This is a genomic window from Streptomyces sp. NRRL F-2664 (assembly GCF_000719345.1).
In the GTDB taxonomy this organism is placed as follows: domain Bacteria; phylum Actinomycetota; class Actinomycetes; order Streptomycetales; family Streptomycetaceae; genus Streptomyces.
The window spans coordinates 144,253-160,872 of record NZ_JOFX01000007.1; the positions used below are offsets into that span (position 1 = coordinate 144,253).

The 16,620-nt window shown below is 73.5% G+C and carries 12 protein-coding genes; 8 read left to right on the plus strand and 4 right to left on the minus strand.

Annotated elements, in window-relative coordinates; all coding sequences use genetic code 11:
- Window positions 1–494 precede the first annotated feature (494 nt).
- Entirely contained in the window at window positions 495–1,241 is a 747-nt protein-coding gene (locus IF89_RS0110445; protein WP_030764450.1) for a hypothetical protein, read from the plus strand.
- Here IF89_RS0110445 and IF89_RS0110450 read toward each other — a convergent pair.
- The gene (locus tag IF89_RS0110450) at window positions 1,231–2,499 is read right to left on the minus strand and encodes a helix-turn-helix domain-containing protein (protein ID WP_078628208.1); all 1,269 of its coding nucleotides are present in this window, start codon (window positions 2,497–2,499) and stop codon (window positions 1,231–1,233) included. The genes IF89_RS0110445 and IF89_RS0110450 overlap by 11 nt on opposite strands.
- A 169-nt stretch (window positions 2,500–2,668) precedes the next feature.
- Here IF89_RS0110450 and IF89_RS0110455 point away from each other — a divergent pair, with 169 nt between their 5' ends.
- The 5 genes from IF89_RS0110455 to IF89_RS37860 all read left to right on the plus strand — a co-directional run bounded on the left by IF89_RS0110455 (window position 2,669) and on the right by IF89_RS37860 (window position 9,450).
- The gene (locus IF89_RS0110455; RefSeq protein WP_158717835.1) at window positions 2,669–3,910 is read left to right on the plus strand and encodes an MFS transporter; all 1,242 of its coding nucleotides are present in this window, start codon (window positions 2,669–2,671) and stop codon (window positions 3,908–3,910) included.
- 78 nt (window positions 3,911–3,988) lie between these two features.
- Entirely contained in the window at window positions 3,989–5,230 is a 1,242-nt protein-coding gene (locus IF89_RS0110460; RefSeq protein ID WP_051806944.1) for an aldehyde dehydrogenase family protein, read from the plus strand.
- Entirely contained in the window at window positions 5,227–6,945 is a 1,719-nt protein-coding gene (locus IF89_RS0110465) for a thiamine pyrophosphate-binding protein (protein WP_030764462.1), read from the plus strand. Before IF89_RS0110460 ends, IF89_RS0110465 begins: the two co-directional genes overlap by 4 nt.
- A gap of 25 nt (window positions 6,946–6,970) precedes the next feature.
- Entirely contained in the window at window positions 6,971–7,873 is a 903-nt protein-coding gene (locus tag IF89_RS0110470; RefSeq protein ID WP_030764465.1) for an ACP S-malonyltransferase, read from the plus strand.
- Window positions 7,870–9,450, plus strand: a complete 1,581-nt coding sequence (locus tag IF89_RS37860; RefSeq protein WP_051806945.1) for an MFS transporter — start codon at window positions 7,870–7,872, stop codon at window positions 9,448–9,450. Before IF89_RS0110470 ends, IF89_RS37860 begins: the two co-directional genes overlap by 4 nt.
- Before the next feature lie 67 nt (window positions 9,451–9,517).
- Here the strand turns inward: IF89_RS37860 and IF89_RS0110480 are convergent, their stop codons facing one another.
- The 3 genes from IF89_RS0110480 to IF89_RS0110490 all read right to left on the minus strand — a co-directional run bounded on the left by IF89_RS0110480 (window position 9,518) and on the right by IF89_RS0110490 (window position 12,153).
- Window positions 9,518–10,747 (minus strand): cytochrome P450, encoded by a 1,230-nt coding sequence (locus IF89_RS0110480; protein ID WP_030764470.1) that lies wholly within the window; start codon window positions 10,745–10,747, stop codon window positions 9,518–9,520.
- 107 nt (window positions 10,748–10,854) lie between these two features.
- On the minus strand, window positions 10,855–11,100 hold the full coding sequence (locus IF89_RS0110485) for an acyl carrier protein (protein WP_030764473.1): 246 nt from the start codon (window positions 11,098–11,100) through the stop codon (window positions 10,855–10,857).
- A 102-nt stretch (window positions 11,101–11,202) separates the two neighbouring features.
- A complete protein-coding gene (locus IF89_RS0110490; protein WP_030764476.1) occupies window positions 11,203–12,153 on the minus strand; it encodes a ribonucleotide-diphosphate reductase subunit beta in 951 nt (316 codons plus the stop codon).
- 246 nt (window positions 12,154–12,399) lie between these two features.
- On the opposite strand from IF89_RS0110490, the gene fabF reads away from it, so the two are divergent.
- Complete coding sequence (fabF, locus tag IF89_RS0110495) at window positions 12,400–13,725, plus strand: beta-ketoacyl-ACP synthase II (RefSeq protein ID WP_051806946.1); 1,326 nt, start codon at window positions 12,400–12,402, stop codon at window positions 13,723–13,725.
- Window positions 13,722–16,346, plus strand: coding sequence for a class III lanthionine synthetase LanKC (lanKC, locus tag IF89_RS0110500; protein WP_051806947.1), 2,625 nt, complete (start codon window positions 13,722–13,724; stop codon window positions 16,344–16,346). The genes fabF and lanKC overlap by 4 nt, the downstream gene beginning before the upstream one ends.
- Window positions 16,347–16,620 lie beyond the last annotated feature (274 nt).

Here is a 16,620-nt window from a genome sequence, read left to right on the forward strand (position 1 = left end):
GCGCCCGCGCGACCGCCGCCGCTCTCCGTCGCGGCCGCAAAGAGGGGGAGGTGCCGAGGGGGCACCGACACACTCCCCCGAACGAGCGGGTATTTCAGGCCACGCGGGCTTTGTGACCGGTCGCGGGTGTCCGGAAGGCGCTGAGGGACGGAGCGTCAGCGGTTAATCCTTCAAAGAAATATGACTGCCGGTCAGCCCGAGTCAGATGGCCCTTGCCGATGTTGACTGCGGTGAACACGCCAGGTTAGGTTTGCTGTTCCGTGTGCCCTGCCGGGCGGGCCGAGGCAAGTGGCTGCGGGGCGGCCGCGGGGCACAGCGCGGAGCCTACCGGGCGTCCCGTGGGCGGATTTTCGCCCCCGACGCCGCGCGCTGCGGTGCCGGGCGGTTGACAAAAGAGCGCTTTGACCGGGCGCTTCCATGAAAACCCATTTCATTCCCCCGGTGACGGTGCGCACCGTTTCCCGGGCGAATGCAAATGAAGATGTGAGGGAAAATTGCCGGGGGATGATCTTCTCTATGACATACATCGACCAGAAGAGGATGCACGGGCAGCGTACTTAGCCGAGGAATGGTGGCGGCCGGACCGCCCGTACGACGTCGGTGAGGGCGAGGTCCACGTCTTCTCCCTCCTGAACGGGAGCGAATCCGGGCCCGTCCGCCGGCCGCCCCGCGGCGGCTCCGCGGACGACGACCGGACCGTCCGCGCCCTGCTCGGCCGTCTGCTGATGCGGCCGCCGGACGACATCCGCCTCGCCCGGGACGACCTGGGGCGGCAGAGATGGGACGCCGGGCCGCTGGGGATCGCGGTCTGCAGGGACGAGGGAGGGCTGCTCGTGGCCCTCGCCCGGGGGCTGTCGGTGGCGCTCAGCGCGGTCGGCGTCCCGGGCTCGGTGGAGGCCGAGGCCCTGTTGCCCTTCAGCCGGACGGAACGTGCCTTCGCGGGGGCGGCAGCGGCCGGACGGCGACCTCTCGTGCTGGCCCGGTTGTGGGCCCGAAAGGAGGCGGCGCTCCGCCTGGCCGGTCGCGGAGCGCTCGCGCGCGCCGCCGAGGTGGACGTGCTGGCCGCCGGGCCGGACGGCCGGGTGGCAGTGCCCGCGTCCGGGCCGTTCGGCGGGAGCGGGGTCGCGTACGTGAGGGACCTGCCCGCCGGGGCGGGGACGGCGGTGGCCGTGGCGGCCTCCGCCCCCGTCCGCAGCGCGGTGCTGCGCAGACTGCGATGTCCGGAGCCCGCTACGGCATGAGGACGGCGTGCGGGTCGACGCCGGTGACGTGGCCGGGGGCGCTCAGCTCCCGCCACGTCTCCATCGCGAGCCGGACGGCGCCGGCCTTCTCGTACCCCTCGGCCGCCGCCCTGAGGTCCGTGGCCGCCTTCTCCTCCTGGTCCGCAGCCCTCCGGGCGCGGGCCCGGAGCACCGTGCAGCGCGCCCGGTCGAGCGGGTCCAGCGCGGAGGGGTCGAGCGCATCCGCCGCCGCGGACGCCTCACTCGCGGGTGCCTGCCCGGACCGTACGACGGCCAGCGCCTCCAGGGCGGTGAGCCAGGTCTGCGCCGCGGATGCGGACCCCGGCGTCGGCGCACTGCGCACCCGGTCCAGCAGGGCCCCGGCGGTCGGGTCGCCGGTGGCGAGCGCCAGCAGGGCGCGGGCCCGGGCCAGGCGGGTGCGCAGCCGGATGTCGTCCGACCGGCCGAGCAGCGCGTCGGCCTCGGCCAGCAGGCCGAGGGCCTCTGTGCCGCCGGCGAGGTGGCGGGCGCCGGCCGCCGCCCAGAGCGCGCAGGCGCGCAGCGGCTCGGCCGCCACCGAGGGCACCTCTTCGAGCAGGGTGTCGCCGAGGCTCTTCGCGCGGTGCCACTCGCCGCTCTCGACGTAGGCCGTCAGCAGCACGACCTGGGCCTGGACGCGCTCGGGCCGGCCGGGCTCCAGGCCGGCGGCGGCGCCCGAGGCGTCCTCGGCGAAGGTGACGGCCTCGGAGAGCCGTCCCGTCCGCCGGTGCAGGTCGGCGAGCTCGATCGCGGCGCGGGTGCGCATGAGCTGCGCGGCGGTGGTGATCGGATCGTCCAGCAGCTCCCGCAGGACCGCCTCGCGGTCGGCGTCGGCGCCGAGGCGGTCCAGCACGGTGGCGAGCTCCCAGCGGGCCTCCCAGCGCACCTCGTCGAATCCGCCGTCACCGGCCTGCCGGACGACGGCGTCGAGCTGGCTGCGGGCCGCGGCCCAGTCGCCGGCCAGCTGGCTGGAGCGGGCGGCCACCAGCATGCCGACGAGCTGGAGCCGGTGGGTGCGCTGCCGGTCCTGCGCCTCGGGCTCGCACAGCTCCTCGACCGTCACCCCGAGCCGCCCGGCGATGACCTTGGCGGCCTTGAGGCTGGGGATCCGGTGCCCGCTCTCGACCAGCGACACATAGCTGGACGAGACGCCCTCGCCGGCGAGGTCGCCCTGGGACAGGCCCTGGGTGCGACGGCTTTCCCGGACGCGTTTCCCGAATGCTGGCTGCTCGATCGTCAAGGTTCGGCTCGCTGTGTGGTGGAGGGTGGACGGATATTTACGGAGCGTGACAGGGGATTCTACCTGACAGGGCTCGTGCTGTAAGGCGGAGTCGGGTACCGGTGTCGATTTTTGCGCATTCTTGGAGTATTCACGTAGTCACATTCGAGTCATGTTAATGTCAATACCCATGACAATCGATGGGCGGCGGGGGCGGCGGCGCCGGTGGGGCGTGTATGTGCTGCTGGGCGGGGTGGCGGTCGCCTCGGTCGGCGAGGCCATGATGGTCGTGGCCGTCCCGTGGTTCGTGCTGCAGACGACCGGCAGCGTGGCGCAGACCGGATTCCTGGTGGCGCTCGGGGCCGTCGCTTCCGCAGCCGTGGGATTCGTGTCCGGCCCTCTGGTGGACCGCTGGGGTTTTAGGGCAACGGCTGCGGCCTCCTATGCGGTCGGCGGTATCGGAGCGGCGTGCATTCCGGTCGTGCACGCACTGGGGGCGCTGGACTTCCCCGTGCTCGCGGCGCTCGTCGTCGCCGCGAACGCCCTGGACGTGCCGGCCACCGCGGCCGTGACCGGTCTGGTGCCCGAGCTGTCCGCCGACGCGGACATGCCGCTGGAGCGGGGCAACGCGCTGCTCGGCGGAGTGCACCAGGTCGCCCAGCTGTGCGGGCCGCCCCTGGGGGGAGCCGCGGTCGCCCTGTTCGGCGTCGCGCACGTCCTGCTCGTCGACGCGGCGGCCTGCCTCGCGGCGGCGGCCCTCGTCGCCGGCTGCATCACGGCGGGCCGGGCCGGGCCGCGGGGCGCGCGGGCCGTCGGCGGCTACCTGGTCGAGCTGCGGTCGGGGCTGCGGCTCCTGCGCGAGCACCGGCTGCTGCGGGCCGTGGCCTTGTCGGGGACCGCCTTCAACGGGCTGGACAGCGGTCTGGCCGGCGTGGTCCTGGTGACGTACGCCTACCAGCACCTGGGGAGCGCGGCGAGCCTCGGTGTCCTGCTCACCGCATTCGGGCTGGGTGCGGTCGCCGGCACGGTGGGCTATGCCGTCGCCGGGCACCGGCTCGGAGCCCGCCGGACGTACCTCGGCGCGGGCTTCGGCGTGGCCCTGCTGGTCGGCGCGCTGGCCGCCCTGCCCTCCCTGACCGTGGGAGCCGTCCTGCTCGCGCTGCTCGGCGCCTTCGCCGCTCCGGTGGGCCCGGTGCGGACCGCTGTGCTCCAACGCAGCGTTCCGCACGAGCAGTACGGGCGGGTCACGACGGCCGTCGACACGGCCGGACTGGTCGCCGTCCCGCTGGGGGCCTCGCTGACCGTGGTGCTCGTCGGCGCCGCCGGCCTGCGCCCTGCGCTCGTGACCCTCGCCTGCGCGTATCTGCTGGTCGTCTGCTGCTGCTGGGCGGCGCCCGCGCTCCGGGGGATGCAGGCCGACCGATCGCCGTGATAGCCATGACTGAACTTGACAATCAATGACTGGGGGTTGACGCTGGCTCTCCATGGACTCCGCCCCGAGGAGGGATACATGAGCTCCGCTCCCGCCTGGCCGACCGCTCTCGACGAGCCGGTGCAGGTCCCCGACCCCGGACGGCTGGAGGCACTCCGCGCCGTCCGGGACTTCCTGGCCCGCGACCCCGGCGCCGTCCACGACCTGCTCTGCGAGATCTCCACGCACCGCGCCGCCGGGTACGAGATCGAGGCGACCATCGCCACGCTGGACGGCGCGCTCGACGAGTTCGAGAGGTACCGGCCGGGCCGGGTCCCGCGACTGGCGGTCTACATGCCGTCCAACGTCGTCCTCTACTCGTACGCCCTGTACCTGCTGGTGCCCGCCCTCTACGCGGACCGCCTGGTCTTCCGCCCCTCCAGCCAGGTCAAGGACCAGATGGGCCGGCTGCACCGGCTGCTCGCCGCGCACCACGGGCTGCCGATCGAGCTGACCAACGCCAGTCAGCGGGAGTTCCTGCGCGAGCACGTACGGCCGGCCGACGTCGTCGTCTTCACCGGCGCCTACCGCAACGCCGAGCAGATCAGGTCCCAGCTCGCCCCGGGCCAGCTGTTCCTCTTCCTGGGCTCCGGGGTCAACCCCTTCGTCGTCGCCCCGGGCGCCGACCTCGCCAGTGCGGCCCGCGACGCCGTCGAGATCCGGATGCACAACGCCGGCCAGGACTGCCTGGGCCCCGACCTGTTCTGCGTCCACGAGGACCTCCTCGACGCGTTCCTCGACGCCCTCGTCACCGAGCTCAAGGCCCTGCGCTACGGGCCCTACACCGACCCGGACGCCGACTACGGGCCCGTCTTCTACGACGGGGCACTGGAGGAGGCCGCCCAGTTCCTGGCCCGCAACCGCCGCGCCATCGTCCACGGCGGCCACGTCGACTTCCGCGAGCGCCGCATGGAGCCCACCGTCGTCCTCGGCGAGGAGGTGACGCCGCGGACCCCGGTGCCGGAGTTCTTCGCGCCGGTCTTCAACGTCGTCGGCTACCGCGACCCGGAGGCCCTGGCGGCCACCCTCACCACCGCGGTGTTCACCGAACGCGCCCTCGGATCGAGCGTCTACGGCGACGCCCCCGCCCTCGTCGAGGCCCTGCGACGGCGCACCACCGTCACCGTCGACACCACCCTGCTGTCCATCGACGACGGCAACGCGCCCTTCGGCGGATACGGGCGGATGGCGAACTACATCACCGACGGCACGCAGATGTGGACCGAACCGGTCCTCGTCTCCAAGGCCGTCGCCGAGCACCTCCCGGCGGCCGGCCGATGACCGACCGCACCCACCCCGGCGCCTGGCACGCCGTCGCCGACCACCTGCACCACCTCGGCACCGGCGCGGTCTTCGGGCTGCCCGGCGACGACATGGACCTGCTGGGCGCCCTGGAGGGCACCGACATCCGCTTCGTCCTGTGCCGGGACCAGCGCAACGCCCTGTTCATGGCGACCGGTTACGCCCTCGCCTCGGGCCGGCCCGGCATCTGCGCGGTCGGCAAGGGCCCGGCCCTGACCAACACCCTCACGGGCGTGCTGGAGGCGGCCTCCGCCGCCGCGCCCGTCGTCCTGATCGCCGGGGGCACCGCCCTGGACCGGCTGGGCACGGGCGCGTTCCAGGAACTCGACCAGCTCGCCGCGGTGCGCCCCTACGTCAAGTGGGCGGCCCGGGTGGACCACCCCGACCGGCTGGCGGGCGTCCTGGAGAAGGCCGTCGCCGTCGCCGTCAACGGCACGCCCGGCCCCGTGTACGTCGAGATCGCGGAGCAGATCGCCGCGGAACCGGTCACCCGGACCGGCCCCTGGCGGCCCGCCGCCCCGCAGCGGCCGACCCCGGACCCCGACGTCCTGCGGACCACCGCGGACGCCATCGCCACGGCCCGGCGGCCCCTGCTGCTCGTCGGCGGCGGCGCCCGGCACCGCAACACCGGCCGCCTCCTGGAGGACTTCGCCGACCGGCTCGGCGCCGCCGTCTTCACCACCGCCTCCGGCCGGGGCACCTTCGCCGAGGACCATCCCCTCTTCTGCGGGGTGTCGGGGCTCTACACGGTGGCGCCCGCCGACCGGCTGTGGCACGAGGCCGACCTGGTGGTCGCGCTCGGCAGCCGGCTGGAGGAGACCGCGACCTTCGGCTGGCCGAACGCCGCCGACCTGCCGGTGATCCAGGTGGTGGCGGGGGAGGAGAGCCTGGTCACGGGCAGGCCGGGCACCGGCGTGCTGGGCGATGTCGAGCGGACCGTCGCGGCCTGGACCCGGATGCTGGACCGGCCCGCGGGCGACACCGACTGGACCGGGCGGATCCGCGCGGTACGGCAGGCACACGCCGTGCGTGCGGCCGAGCGGGCGGCGGCCGCCGACGCGGCGGCCGCCGGACCGGCCGCGGGCGTACCCGTGGCGCGCGTGCTGACGGCCCTCGCCGACGCGGTGCCCGACACGCGCGTCCTCGTCCAGGAGAACGGCCTGCAGGACATGTGGTCGTACTTCCACCCGCACTACAGCTGCGGGTCCCTCGGCGGGTCCGTCGTGCCCAGCGAACAGACACCGCTCGGCTTCGGCGCCGCGGCCGCCGTGGGCGTCGCCCTGGCACAGCCGGACCGGCCCGTGGTCGCGGTCGTCGGCGACGGCGCCTTCAACCTCTTCCGCTCCGAGCTGCCCACCGTCGCCGACACGGGCGTGTCCCTGCTGTACGTGGTCCTCGACAACGGCGGCTACGGGTGGCTGCAGACCAACCTGGACCGGGTCTCGGGCCCCGGCTCCCGGTTCTCCTTCACCTCCGACCGCCCGACCGGATCCGCGGGCCTGGCCCACGCGTACGGACTCGGATACTGGCGGGTCGACAACCCCGGCGATCTCCACGGCGTCCTCCATACGGCATGGCGGCACTGCGTGGAGCACAACACGACAGGAGTGGTCGAGGTGGGAGTGTCCCTCGCCGACAGTCCTCCGGGAACCTCCGGGGCCGGCGGCGACTTCCCGCTGCGCGAGGACGAATGAACGACTGCGAGACAAGGACGAGGCAATGGCCGTAGCGCTCTTCTTCCCGGGGCTCATTCCCACCCGGTTCGACGCGATCAGCGAGTTCGTCACCACGAACGACCACGCCAGACGCAGATTCGCCGAAGCCGACGAGGTGCTGGGCTACTCCCTGGCCGATGCCTACCGCGAGGCGTCCATCTACGAATGGGAGGTCTTCGAGAGCGGGTTCATGGCGCTCACCCTCGCCCTCGCCGACTGCGCGCAGGACCGCCACGGCGGCCGGCCCGCCGTCTGCGGCGGGCAGAGCTTCGGCGCCTTCATGGCCGCCGTCCGGGCCGGGGCCCTGACCTACCCGGACGCACTGGAGCTGATCCGGCGCAGCGTCGCCGTCGAGACGGACTACTTCGCGTCGCTGACCGAGCCGATCGGCTGCCACTTCTTCTACCGGCTCCCGCACGACACCGTCCAGCGGCTGGTCGAGGAGACCCGTGCACGCGGTGAGTGGATCGAGCTGTCGGTGGTCCTCGACGAGGAGGTGCACGCGGTGTCCGCGTCGATGCGCACCCTGGAGCGGTTCGAGCAGCGGGTACGCGAGGAGGGCGGATTCCCCTTCTACACGATGAACCGCGCCGAGCACTGCTCGGCCGTCTCCGGGCTGCGCGCCCGCCTGCACGACGAGGTCTACGGCACCGTGCCGTGGAACGCCCCGGACGTCCCGGTCCTGTCCGACGTCGACGGGCGGCTCCTGACCGACCCCGAGGAGATCAAGCAGGACCTGCTGGACGGCTGGACCACACCTGTCCACTGGCAGACCATCCTGCGGGGCCTGCACGCGGCGGAGGTCGACGAGGTGTGGATCCCGGGGCCGCGCAACATGTTCGCGCGGATCACCAACAAGTCCATCCCCACCCGGGTGATCACCCCGAAGACGGTGCTCGAAGGGTGAGCGCCGGCACGAAGACGCCGACGGACCCGGCGGGCCGCCGTGTCCTGTCGGCCGCGCTGTTCGCGAGCGCCCCGGCCGAGGTGCTCGACTTCCTGTTACCCCTGTGGGCCGGCTCGACCCTGCGGGCCGGGCCGTCCGTGGTGGGCGCGCTCATCGCCTTCGAGGCGGTGCTGTCCCTTCTCGTGCGCCCCCTGGCCGGGGAGCTGGCCGACCGTTTCGACCAGCGGCGGGTGGCCGCGGCCGGGGCGGGACTGTACGCCCTGTCCTTCGCGGGATATGCGCTCGCCGACACCCTGCCGGTGGCCTTCGCCGCGGCCGGCCTGGGCGGCGTGGGCGGCGCGCTGTTCTGGGTCGCGCTGCGGGCCTGGACCGGACGGGAGGCGGCGGACGGCGACGGGACGGCCGCCTACGGGAAGTTGCTGTCCGCCGAGGGGCAAGGAGCTTTCGTCGGCTACCTGGTGACGTTCTCACTGCTGGAACGGACCGGCTATCCGGCCCTGTTCTGGCTCGGCGCCGTCGCCTGCGTCCTGGCCATGGCCCTCCTGCTGCGCGGTCCGGGCGGACGGCCGGCCCGCCCCGCAGCCGGGCGCGACCGCCGGACGCGGGGGCCGCTGCGGCGGGGGGCGGCGGAGCGCCGGCTGCTGCCGCTGATGGTGGTGTCCGCGGTGACGGCCGCCGCCGAGGCCGGGCTGTGGATGCTGCTGCTGCTGCGGCTGCAGGGGGACCTGGAGCTGTCCCCGAACGAGATCGCACTGGTCTTCGCCCCCGGTTTCGTGGTGTTCGTGCTGCTGCCGGAGCACACCCACCACCTCACGGACCGGCTGGGCCGCACCCCGACCATGGTCGCCTCGTTCGCGGCGGGCACGCTGTTCGCGGCGGGACTCGCTGTCGTCGCCACGCCGCTCGCGATCGCCGTGTTCTGGACCGTGGCCGCCGCCTGCTTCGCGGCACAGATCCCCGTCGAGCAGGCGACCGTGGCCGCCGCCTCCGGCGGTCGGATCGGCCGGGGCATGGGCCTGTACGAGAGCGCGCGACTGGCCGGTGTTGTGGTCGGCCCGCTGGTGATGGGCGTGCTCTACGAGCAACTCGGCTGGGTCGCCGCCTGCGCGGCGGCCGCCGTCACCTCCGCCGTGGGGGCGGTCGTGGTGCCGTTCGCGGTCCGCGTCCTGCGCCTGCCGCCGGAGGGGAAGAGGTCCCGGTCCGCGTCCGCGGCCGGAGCGGGGGCCGGCGCCGCGCCGGAGACCGTACACAGGAGAGAGGACGGAGAAGACATGGACACGAGCAAGCCCGAACCGGCGCAGCCCTCGGCGAAGCCCTCGCTGGGCCCCAAGGAGCACGCCCGCAAGGAGCGCCGGGACTGGTACGTCCACACGGCCGCGTTCGTGCTGGGGCAGCTGGTCCTGTGGGCGCTGGACTCCAGTTGGCTCATATGGCAGATCACCGACGGCAGCGTGCCCGACGACCAGCGGGGGCCGCTGGTCTGGTTGGGCCGGATCTGGCTGACCATCTGGGTGATCGACACCATCTGGTCGTGGTCGTACACCATTTGGCCGCGGGAGAAGAAGGCGAAGTCGTAGCCCTGCCGTACGCCGGCGCGCGGATCCGGCCCGGGGCGCCCTGCCCCGGGCCGGCGCCCGTCCGGGCTCAATGCAGCTCCAGCGGGAGCCGGTCGTAGCCGCGCAGCGAGGTGAGGCGGGTCCGCGGCGTGGCCGGGCCGGCGTGCGCGATGTGCGGGAAGCGGGCCAGCAGCCGGGGGAAGACCACCTGGGCCTCCATCCGGGCGAGGGCGGCGCCCAGGCAGTAGTGGGCACCGGCGCCGAAGCTGAGCGAGCCGGACACGGGCCGGCCCGGCAGGAACGTGTCGGGGGACTCGTACCGTTCGGGGTCGCGGTTCGCCGCGGCGAGGAGAGCCACGACCTGGGTCCCCTTCCCGATGGGCACCCCGTTCAGTTCGGTGTCCTCGCCGGTCCAGCGCGAGGCGATCTGGATGGGCGGGGTGAAGCGCAGCATCTCGTCGACCCAGGCGGTCACGTTGTCGGGCTCGCCGCGCAGGCGGTCGAGGAGCCCGGGGTGGTCGAGGAGGGTGGCCGTGCCGTTGCCGATGAGGTTGCTCGTCGTCTCGTAGCCCGCCGAGTACAACAGGACCATGTTGGCCAGCAGTTCGCGACGGGTGAGGCGGTCGCCGTCCGCGTCGCGGACCGCGATGAGTGTACTCACCATGTCCTCGCGCGGATCGGCCTGTCGCTGGGCCACCAGCAGGCCCAGCCGGTCCCACAGTTCGGCGGTCGCCGCGTCGGCGCGCTCCAGGTCGGGGCCGGTGAGGTTGTTCTCGATGGCGGACGTGATGTCCCGCACGCGCGGGCCGAACCAGGCCCGGTCCTCCTCGGGGATGCCGAGCAGTTCGCCGATGACGGTGATGGGCAGCGGCAGGGCGAGCCGTTCCATCAGGTCGACCGGGCCCGTCGCGGCGTGTGCGGCGAGGTCGTCCAGCAGGGCGTCGGTCAGCCGCTCCACCGCCGGCCGCAGGCCCTCCACCCGGCGCGGGGTGAAGGCCCGGCCGACCAGGCGCCGCAGCCGTTCGTGGTGGGGCGAGTTCTGGTTGACCATCTCGCCCATGAGGGAGTGGACGGCCAGGTGCTCGGGTCCCTCGGGCCACGTGCGGGCGATCCACTCGTCGTCCTCGACCCGGAAGAGCGGGTCGCGCAGCACCCGGTCGCAGTCGGCGTGGCGGGTGACGACCACGGTCCCGTCGGGCAGCCGGGCCACGGGGGCCCGCTCGCGGAGCACCGCGTAGAGGGGGTGGGGGTCGGGGCAGCCGAGCGGGCTGAACAGGGCGCGAAGGGCCCGGCGTACCAGGACCCGGTCGTCGCTCATGGTGCCTCCTGGCCCGGGCTCGTACGGTCGAGTCCGGGAGTGGGTGGGTGCGCCGCTCCGGCCCCCGGGTCGGGGCGGGCCGAAGCAGCGGCGGGAGGAACGGACGGTCAGCCGGCCAGCTGCTTCTCGATCCGGATCACGATGTCGGAGACCAGCCGGAGCTCCTTCAGCTCCTCCTCGGGCAGGCTCACGCCGAAGCGCTCCTCGGCGGCGACGATGACCTCGACCATCGCCAGGGAGTCCACGTCGAGGTCGTCGATGAAGGACTTCTCCTCGGTCACGTCGGCCGGCTCCACGTCGGCGACCTCGTTCAGGATCTCGGCGAGGCCGGAGATGATGTCTTCACGCGTCATGGCGGTTACCTCTCTCGGGTTGTGTGGCGGTGGTGGTGGCTGGGGGGCCGGGGAGCGCGGAGCGGCGCGGGCCGGGTCCGCGGTCGCGGCGGTGGGCGCGGCTCAGCGGTCCTCTTCGGCGGGCGGCTTCGGGGCGGAGAGGTCGACGACGTGGTCGGCGAACTTCTTCTCGATGCCGATGAGCCGCAGCTGGCGGTACAGGCTCTCGATGCCGAGCTGCTTCATGGTGAGTCCCTGCGGGGCCGAGTCGGCCTCGCCGCCCTCCTCGATGTTGAGGGCGATCGGCGCGGCGAGCTCGATGATCTCCCGGATGTCGTCGCCGTAGCCCTCCTGCACGCCCTGGCGCAGCGCGTGCAGACCGAAGCTGACGTGCCGGGACTCGTCGCGGCACATCGCGGTGAAGCCGGCCTTCACCCCGGCGAGCAGCGGCACGCCGTGCAGGGAGTTGACGATGGCGCGCTGTCCGACGAGGGCCAGGACGCCTTCGGTGATCAGGTGGAAGAGCGCCACGGCGCGCAGCCAGCGGCGGTAGTCCGAGGGGTGCTGCTGCAGCTCCCTGATGACCTCGGTCTCGACGCGGCTCAGCTCCTGGTGGGCCGGCGTGACCATGTTCCACGCCTGCACCAGCATCCGCCCGGGGTCGGGGTCCAGGCCGAGGACCTCCTCGCCGAGGCGCAGCATCAGCTGCGTGTGGCGGGTCTCGTCGGCGATCTGCGTACCGAGGTAGAGGTGGTCGCGCTCCTCCGGAGCTCCCGTGAGGATCGGGCCCAGCAGGTCGAGGCCGGTGTACTCGCCGATGATGAAGGTGGCGATGGACTCCTCGATCATCTTGCGCGCGGCCTTGGGGAGCCGCTTGTCGAAGTCCTCGCGGTCCGGCCCCAGTTCGATGGCCCGGGCCGACCACTGCTGCTTCTCCCAGCGCTCGTAGAGAGCCTGTGGCTGTGGCTGCTGTTCGGTGACGAGGTCGGCGTGCCGGAGGACGTCCCGCAGGGGGAGCTTCGGCATCTCGGCGAGGGAGGCGTCATCGAGTAACAGTGTGCTCCAGCGCGGCATATCAACCCTCCATGACTCTTGAGTCAAGTCCATGACTATCCATGAAGTCGACAGTGAACAGCACGCACGGCCCCTCGTCAACGCGAAGGGTTGCTGGTAGGGCTCGCCCGGAGAATCGCTCAGTCATATTTCTTGACTCGTGGGTCGAGAGTGTGTCAATGTTTGGTCATCAGCCCGGCAGGCAGCCCCGACAGGCCCTCGCCGGACGGCTGTTGATGCTCACCACAGTCAGGGAGGGAGGCGGACATGGCGCAGACACGGGCTCGTTCCCGGGAACACGGCGTGGTCATCACCGGCAGCGGTGTCGTCTCCCCCATCGGCTGCACCACCGAGGAGTTCTGGGCCTCGGCCAGGGCCGGCCGCAGCGGGATCCGCACCATCACCCGCTACGACGCCGCCACCCTTCCGACGCGGTTCGCCGGCGAGGTCGTGGACTTCGACCCGAAGCCGTACATGCCCAACAAGCAGGGCCGCCGCCTCGACCGGTACGCCCAGTTCGCCCTCGCCGCCGCCCTCCAGGCGGTGCGGCAGGCCGGACTGGACGTCGACGCCGAACGCGCCACCCGCACCGCCGTCCTGGTGGGCTCCGGCTACGGTCCGGGCCAGCTCATGCAGGCGGCCGTCCACGACCTGCGCGACCACGGACGGCGCCGGATGACCCCCTACCTCGCCTCCAGCGGCTCGCTGGACAGCGCGGCGGGCGAGATCGCCGCCCGGCTCGGTGCGCGGGGCCCCTCCGGTGCCACCGCCACCGCCTGCGCGACCGGCGCCACCTGCATCGGCGACGCCCTGCGCATGATCCGCCACGGCTACGCGGACGTCGTCATCGCCGGCGGAGCCGACGACGCCGTCAACCCCCTCGACCTCGGCGCGGCCGCCAACGCCGGTGCGCTCTCCCGCCGCGACGACGAACCCGGCCGGGCCAGCCGCCCCTTCGACCGCGCCCGGGACGGGTTCGTCATGGGCGCCGGCGCCGGCATCGTCGTCCTGGAATCCGCCGAACACGCCCACCGCCGCGGCGCCACCGTTCTGGCCGAACTGGCCGGCTACGGCGCCACCACCGACGCCTACCACTCCACCCACCCCCACCCCGAGGGACTGGCCGCCCGTCAGGCCATGACGGACGCCCTGGACGACGCGGGCGTACGGCCCGAGGAGATCGACCACATCTCCGCCCACGGCACCGGCACCCAGCTCAACGACCGCATCGAGAGCGCCTCGATCCGCGCCGTCTTCGGGCGCCACGCCCTGCGCGTCCCGATCAGCTCGCTCAAGTCGATGACCGGTCACATGATCGGCGCCGCCGGAGCGGTCGAGCTGATCGCCGCGCTCCACACGATCCGCGACGGGATCGTGCCGCCGACCGTGAACTGCGACGACCCGGAGGACACGGAACTGGACTACGTGCCGCACACCGCGCGTCCCCACGCCGTGCGCACCGTGCTCAGCAACTCCTTCGGATTCGGCGGACACAACGCCGTACTCGTCCTGCGCGCCCCGTCCGGGGGCGCCCCGCAGCCGTCACTGTCCCCGTCCCCGTCCGAGCCGGAGCCCCAGGGAGGGAAGCGATGACCAGCACCAGGCCGCAGCCCGAGGAGTACTGCCAGGCCGACCGCGTCTTCTACGACATCGCCGGCCGCCACAGCGAGGACGACACCTCCTGGTTCGCCCAGACCGGCGCCCCGGCCCACGAGGGCTTCGAGCGCCGCGAGATGGACGTGTGGATCGTGCACACGCCGATCGGCCACGCCATGCCGCAGCAGGGCTGGAAGATCCACATCTCCGGCCTCCCGGACAACGCCCGCCGCATCGTCGACGCCGCGTGGGACTACTGCACCCGCGAGGGACTGCCGTTCAAGTTCCTGCGCAGCGTCGACGTCCTGACCACCCACAGCCTCAAGTACGCACCCCGCTCCTCCAGCGGCAAGCTGGTCACCATCTACCCGAGCGACGAGCAGCAGCTGCGCCGCGCCCTGGAGGACCTGGGCACCCTCCTCGACGGTGAGGCGGGTCCGTACATCCTCACCGACCTGCGCTGGAACGCCGGACCGCTGCACGTGCGCTACGGCGGCTTCGTCGCCCGCTGGTGCACCGACGAGGACGGCTCCCCCGTCGCGGCGATCGAACGCCCCGACGGCACCCTGGTCCCCGACCGGCGCCGTCCCGTGTTCGAGGTGCCCGAGTGGATCGAGCTGCCCTCCTTCCTGGCCGAACAGCTCGCGGCCCGCGAGGCGAGCGGCTCCGCCGCCGACTTCCCCTACCGCGTCGAGCGGGCCCTGCACTTCTCCAACGGCGGCGGCGTCTACCTGGCGACGGACGCCGAAGGCCGCCAGGTCGTCCTCAAGGAGGGCCGCCCCCACGCGGGCCTCGACGGCCGCGGCCGGGACGCGGTGACCCGCCTGGCCCGGGAGCGCCGGGCCATGGAACACCTCGCCGGCATCCCCGGCATCCCCGCCCTGTACGAGCACCGCGTCGTGTGGGAGCACCACTTCCTCGCCGTCCAGCACCTGGAGGGCGACACGCTGCAGGGCTGGCTGGCCCGGCACTACCCGCTGACCAAGGCCGGTCCGTCCGACAAGGAACTCGCCGCCTACGCCCGCCGGGCGCAGGCCGTCGCCGACCGCATCGACCGGCTCGTCGCCGAGGTGCACGCCCGCGGCATGGTCTTCGGCGACCTGCACCCGGCGAACATCCTCGTCGACGACGAGGACCGCGTCGCGCTGGTCGACTTCGAACTCGCCGTCCCCGTCGAGGAGGCCGACCGGCTCGGCCTGGGCCACCCCGGCTTCGCCGGAGCCGGACGCACCGGCTTCGCCATCGACCGGCACGCCCTGGCCGCCCTGCGCCTGTGGCTGCTGTTCCCGCTCACCGGGCTGGCCGAGCTCGACCCGGGACGCGGCGTGCGCCAGGCCGACATCGCCGAGCGGCGGTTCGCCCTGCCCGCCGGCACCCTGGACGCCGTACGCCGCGAACTGGCCCCCACCGAGCAGGCCCTCGACCGGGTGCCGCCCGTGCTCCGAGAGAGGCCGGGCGTCGACCTGGACGAGGCCCGGCCCGACTGGGCCTCGGTACGCAAGTCCCTGGCGGAAGCCGTCCTGCTCTCGGCCACCCCCGACCGCGAGGACCGGCTCTTCCCCGGCGACGTCCGGCAGTTCCTCACCGACGGGCTGAACCTCGCCCACGGTGCGGCAGGCGTCCTGTGGGCCCTGCACACCAGCGGCGCGGGGCGTTTCCCCGAGCACGAGGAGTGGCTGCTCGCGGCCGCCGACCGGCGACCGCCGTCCCGGCCGGGCCTCTACGACGGGGCGCACGGAGTCGCCCACGTCCTGCGGGAGTTCGGCCACCGGAACGCGGCCGAGGCACTGCTGGACCGCTGTGCCCCGGCCGTCGCAGCGCTGAGCGACCTGAGCCTGCAGCGCGGCACGGCCGGCATCGGCCTGGACCTGCTGGACGCCGCCGCCCGCACGGGCCGCGACGACCACCGGCGCCGCGCCCTGGACCTGGCCGACCGGATGGCCGCCGCGATCGCCCTGGGCACCGCCCCCGGCATCGCCGCCGGCCCCGGCCGCGGCAGTCGGGCCGGGCTGCTGCGCGGCTGGTCCGGACCCGCCCTGTTCTTCCTCCGGCTGTACGAGGACACGGCGGACGCCGCCCACCTCGACCTGGCGGTCCGGGCCCTCCACCACGACCTCGACCTGTGCGGGGCCGCCGAGGACGGCTCCCTCCAGGTGGACGGCGGGTTCCGGCTGCTGCCGTACCTGGAGGTGGGCAGCGCGGGCATCGCCCTGGTGGCCGACCAGGTCCTCGCCCACCGCCCGGACGCCCGACTGGCACAGGCGCTGCCGCTGCTGGTGCGGGCCGCCGAGCCGGAGTTCACCGTCGAGCCGCACCTGTTCGGCGGCCGGGCCGGCCTGCTGGCGACCCTCGCGTGCCTGCGCACCGGCGCCGCCGGAACGGCACCCGCGACGGCCGTGGCGCGACACCTGTCGCGACTGCACTGGCACGCGCTGTCCTACCGCGGCCACCTCGCCTTCCCCGGCGAGCAGTTGCGCCGGATCTCGATGGACCTGGCCACCGGCGGCCCCGGCATCCTGCTGGCCCTCACCGCGGCACTGGACGGACGGCGGGACTTCCTGCCCTTCCTGGCGCCGCGCACGGACCGCCCCACCGGCGTGGACCACCACGCCCCCTGAGTTCCGGACGGCACCCGCCGACCGGTCGTCCACTGACCCCGACACATCGGAGAGGAGGAAACACCATGTCGATCGTTCTCGACCTGCAGGGCCTTGAGGTCCCCGCCGAGGAGACCACGCGCGTCGCCAGCACCGCCAGCAACCACTGCTGAACGGGCTGAGCAGCTCCGGGTCCCGCCCTTCGGGGCGGGCCCCGGAGCTCGTCCATTTCCGCGCGTCACGCGCGTTGTGCGCGCCGGACCGACCCGGCGCCCCCGAAGGACCGTGAGGGAGA